This window comes from Pseudoduganella sp. RAF53_2 (assembly GCF_052113985.1).
Classification (GTDB): domain Bacteria; phylum Pseudomonadota; class Gammaproteobacteria; order Burkholderiales; family Burkholderiaceae_D; genus Rugamonas.
In genome coordinates this window covers 1-4,663 of sequence record NZ_JBFRDW010000488.1, presented here as the reverse complement: position 1 = coordinate 4,663, position 4,663 = coordinate 1, and the positions used below count along the sequence as shown (strand labels likewise).

Sequence of the window (4,663 nt, the reverse complement as noted above, 5' to 3'; positions counted from 1 at the left end):
GTGTAGAGATGCCCGCCGAGGACGCAATTCTGCCCCGAAGGGAAGAACTGCATCCCTTCGGGCGACTGTGAAAAATCTAACTACTCGTCTATGTGTTCGTTAACGACTATTACACCAGATGGAAGTCTGCCCGCTTTCGCGTGAGACAAATCTCGAATCCCTATCCCACCCATTACAGGCAGGCGTTCGCTTTTTCCATCCTCCCATACCCGCTCCGCCATGGGCTCCCCTCGCGGGTTGCTTGCCTGCCCCAATGTTCGGGGGCAGGCGGCGAGTCGGGCTTACCACGTTCCCTGTGATACCAGCACGGCCATACTGCGCCGCACGTGACTGTTTAGGGTCTGACTCTCCCCCGGTGGTTTGATGACGACGTGTTCCCAGCCTTGAAGGGAACAACCAACCACACACCTTTTGGTTCAGGCCAGCAGCAGCTTAAGCCTGTCAATGTTCACGAGGGTTCAAACGTCAGTTCACATTACATTACCCATACAGCCTCACCTAGCCCCTTAACCGTATTGCTGCTAACAGTCTCTGACCTCCTCATTCACATGGGAGGTCACCGCTTACGCGGGGGTACATTGTCATCGGAGCTTCAAACCCTTCCGTTGCCAGAAGCGCATGTCCGAATAGGTGACAGGTGATCGTACACCCGGTCACGGCCCCGCCTACGGGAGGCGGGTGTGACAAGGCATCTCAGAGTTTGCGCGATCTTGAATAGCCATCTTGTTTACGAGCCCCGAGCGGAGCCAACCTTGCAACATCCCTAAAATCAGGGAATCCGCGACGTTGAATTTTGTTTTGGACTTGTTGCATTGAAACAACACGAGGTGCTTTTGCGAACGAAAAACTGAGCGATTTGACGTCAAAATCGACAGGCGAACTTGCGATCTTGGGCCTAATTACCCGCCGCTCTATTGCGTTGTGTTGATCTGGTTTCTAACCCTTATTGCGGACGCAATTCGGGAGCCCACGGCTTTCATGTCAGTCAAAGATCAATAAAATCAATGACTTGCCGCGTGACGTGCAAGATGGTAGTGCTGCGTAATACTCTATGCCGCGAAGGCGGCGATCGCGACGGCGTGTCGCACCAAGGCAATCATTGTAGCGGGTGTCCGGTAAAATGGCGGGATGAGTTCCCTGAATACCCAACTGGTCGATGAGCATGACATCGACTTCGAACGCCGCTTCGGCGGCATTGCCCGCCTGTATGGCGACAAAGCCCTGGCCCGTTTCCGCGCCGCGCATATCTGCGTGATCGGCGTGGGCGGTGTCGGCTCGTGGATCGTGGAGGCGCTGGCGCGCTCCGCGGTCGGCCGCCTGACCCTGATCGATCTCGATAACGTGGCCGAGTCGAATATCAACCGCCAGATCCAGGCGCTGACTTCCACCGTCGGCATGGCGAAGATCACCGCGCTGGCCGAGCGCATCGCGCAGATCAACCCCTACTGCGTGGTGGAGCAGATCGAAGATTTCGTTACGCCGGACAATCTGGACGAGATGATCGGTTCGCACGACTACGATTACGTGATCGACGCCATGGATTCGGCCAAGGCCAAAACGGCGCTGGTGCATTACTGCCGTACCAAGTCCATTCCGCTGATCGTGATCGGCAGCGCGGGCGGCCAGACCGACCCGACCCGCATCGAAGTGCGCGATCTGTCGAAGACCGAGCAGGAACCCTTGCTGAAAAAGGTGCGACGCCGTTTGCGTAGCCAGTATAACTATCCGCCGAATTCGAAGAACAAGCTGAATGTGGATGCGGTGTTTTCGATGGAGCCGTTGAAGTTTCCGGAAACCGGCGAAGTGTGCTCCGTCGATGGCGATGACCGCATACCGACCACCAGCATTACCGGCATCAACTGCGCGGGCTTCGGCTCGGCGATGGTGGTGACGGCGACCTTCGGCATGGTCGCGGCGGGACATTTGCTGCGCAAGCTCGCCGAGCAGGCCAACGCCCCGGCTGAGGTACACGCCGCCGAGGCGGCGGATCAATGATCCGCCCTACGACAAGCCGGTGATCGATCCAGCAGGGCGTAGGGCGGGTCATTGACCCGCCGTGCGTGCGCGGCTGATCGGCCGATACTGGCCGGTCGCCGTATCCGACTCAACGAGCGCCAGCTCGCGCACATCCCACGTCACGGGTGATGGCGGCTGGCCGGGCGGCGCTTCGCGGGCCTCACGCGCCAGGGTGACATGCGGCTTGAACGCTCCATGCGTGGCCGCTGAAAATCCTGAAGCCTCCAGCCGCGCCATCAACTCCGCCTGCATTTCCAGCAGCGCCGCAGGCGGCTCGTTCATGCCCGCCCAGGCAATGCGCGGCTTGGTGAAATAGCCGTAGCAATCCACAACAAGCCGCATCGGCGGCACAGCCACCGTCTCCAGAATATCGAACAACGCCGGCAGCGCATCGGCGGATTGCTGCCCAAGGAAGGCCATGGTCAGGTGCAATTTCGCCTGTGGCGTATGGCGTCCTGCGACGGGCGCCTGCAGGCGGGCGAGGGCGGCGCGGGTGGCCGTGTCCGGCCAGAGCGCGAAAAACAGCTTGAGGCTTGAGTGATTTGCTATCATGATGCCGCCCTGGATATCCCTTAGGAAGAATACACGATGACCCGCAGCTCCGTTCTGTTCGCATTTATTTGTGCGGCCGCCGCCTCGCTGGCGCAGGCCCAGACCCCGGCCCAGCAAGCAGCTGCGCCAGCCCAGCCGGCCGCCGCCGCGCAGCCGTCGACCTCCGCCGACGCGCAAGCCGCCAATCCCGCCGCTGCCACCCAACCTGCCGCCGCACCGGCGCCGATCGTGCCAGGTTCCGCCGAACCCGGTCCGCCTGCCGAGCAACTGATCGTCAACGACGTGAAAGTCGGCAAAGGCAAGGAAGCCATGGCCGGCGCCACCGTGCGCGTGAACTACAYCGGCTGGCTGTATCGCCCGCTGGCGCGCAACGGCAAGGGTCGCCAGTTCGACACTTCCATCGGCCAGGGCCGCGAGCCGCTGGAATTCGCACTGGGCGCCGGTAAAGTGATCAAAGGCTGGGACCAGGGCGTCGCCGGCATGAAGGTGGGCGGCAAGCGCACCCTGATTATTCCCGCCGAACTGGCCTACGGTCCACGCTCGGTCGGCATGATTCCGGCGAACTCCGCGTTGATCTTTGACGTCGAACTGCTGGACGTTAAATAAGGTTACACTGGTCTCCATCCCGGCTGAGGAGGAGACCATATGAATATCGCCAACGACGTCACGGCGCTGATCGGCAATACGCCACTGGTGCGCATCAATCGCATGGCTGCGGGCGCACCGGCGCAGCTGCTCGCCAAACTGGAATTCTACAATCCCGCCCACAGCGTCAAGGACCGCATCGGCCTCTCGATGATCGAGGCGGCCGAGACGTCCGGGCAAATCCATCCCGACACCGTCATCGTCGAACCGACCAGCGGCAACACGGGCATCGCGCTCGCCATGGTGTGCGCTGCGCGCGGCTACAAATGTGCGCTGGTGATGCCGGACACGATGAGCAAGGAACGCCGCACGCTGCTGCGTGCCTATGGGGCGGAACTGGTGCTGACGCCGGGCAGCGAAGGCATGACAGGCGCGATTCGCCGCGCCGAAGAAATGGTGGCCGCGGACAAGCGCTACCTGATGCTCCAGCAATTCAACAACCCCGCCAATCCCGAAGTGCACCGCCGCACCACCGCCGAAGAAATCTGGCGCGATACGGATGGCCAGATCGACATTCTCGTTGCGGGCGTGGGCACCGGCGGCACGATTACCGGCGTCGGTGAAATCATCAAGGAACACAAGCCGTCCTTCCAGTGCATTGCGGTGGAGCCGGAAGCTTCGCCCATGCTGTCGAAAGGGACCAAGGGACCGCACCCGATCCAGGGTATCGGCGCGGGCTTCGTGCCGGCGGTGCTGAACACCAAAATTTATGACGAAGTGATTTGCGTGAAAAACGATGACGCCTTCGTCACCGCGCGCCGCGCGGCGGCGGAAGAGGGGCTGCTGGTGGGGATTTCGTCAGGTGCGGCGCTGTGGGCAGCGCTGCAGGTGGCGCGCCGGCCGGAGAATGCGGGCAAGATGATCGTGACCGTCATTCCCTCGTTCGGCGAGCGCTATCTCAGTACCCCACTGTTTGCGGGGCTGGCTGATTAGTGATCGTGGTGGGCGTGGCCATGATCATGATGATCGTGATCGTGATCGTGGCCGTGCTTCTCTTCCTCGGCGCCCGATTGCAGGCAGCAATTATGCTCCGTCGTGCCTTGCTCCGTTTGCAGTGTGGTGTGATGAATGGAGAATTTCTCGCGCAGCTCGCGCGCAATTTCATCAACCGCCGCATCGCCCGGGTAACCGCCCGGCATCACCAGATGGCAGGTGAGCGCCACATCAGTGGTGCTCATTGACCAGATGTGCAGGTCGTGAATGGCGGTCACGCCCTTGCGCGCGCGCAGGAATTGCTCCACTTCGGTGGGATCGACATTCAGCGGCACGGCAGCCAGCACCATGTCCATCGATTCACGCAGCATGGACCAGGTGCTCTTCGCGATAAACAGCACAATCACCAGGCTGACCAGCGGGTCGAGCCACTTCCAGCCGGTGTACATCACCAGCAGGCCGGAAATCAGCACGCCCAGCGAAATCGCCGCGTCGGCTGCCAGGTGCAGGTAGGCGC

Annotated in this window: 5 protein-coding genes; 3 read left to right on the top strand and 2 right to left on the bottom strand. The window is 61.2% G+C overall.

Annotated elements, in window-relative coordinates:
• Positions 1–1,128 precede the first annotated feature (1,128 nt).
• Positions 1,129–1,995 (top strand): tRNA cyclic N6-threonylcarbamoyladenosine(37) synthase TcdA, encoded by an 867-nt coding sequence (gene tcdA, locus AB4Z11_RS23615; RefSeq protein WP_442028098.1) that lies wholly within the window; start codon positions 1,129–1,131, stop codon positions 1,993–1,995.
• 48 nt (positions 1,996–2,043) lie between these two features.
• On the opposite strand, the gene thpR is transcribed toward tcdA, so the two are convergent.
• On the bottom strand, positions 2,044–2,568 hold the full coding sequence (thpR, locus tag AB4Z11_RS23610; protein ID WP_442028096.1) for an RNA 2',3'-cyclic phosphodiesterase: 525 nt from the start codon (positions 2,566–2,568) through the stop codon (positions 2,044–2,046).
• A gap of 36 nt (positions 2,569–2,604) precedes the next feature.
• Between thpR and AB4Z11_RS23605 the strand changes: the two genes are divergently transcribed.
• The gene (locus AB4Z11_RS23605; RefSeq protein ID WP_442028095.1) at positions 2,605–3,174 is read left to right on the top strand and encodes an FKBP-type peptidyl-prolyl cis-trans isomerase; all 570 of its coding nucleotides are present in this window, start codon (positions 2,605–2,607) and stop codon (positions 3,172–3,174) included.
• Positions 3,175–3,213: 39 nt separating this feature from the next.
• On the top strand, positions 3,214–4,146 hold the full coding sequence (gene cysK / locus AB4Z11_RS23600; RefSeq protein ID WP_442028093.1) for a cysteine synthase A: 933 nt from the start codon (positions 3,214–3,216) through the stop codon (positions 4,144–4,146).
• Here the strand turns inward: cysK and AB4Z11_RS23595 are convergent.
• Positions 4,143–4,663 (bottom strand): cation diffusion facilitator family transporter (locus AB4Z11_RS23595; protein WP_442028091.1); only part of this gene is annotated, 521 nt, incomplete at its 5' end. The genes cysK and AB4Z11_RS23595 overlap by 4 nt on opposite strands.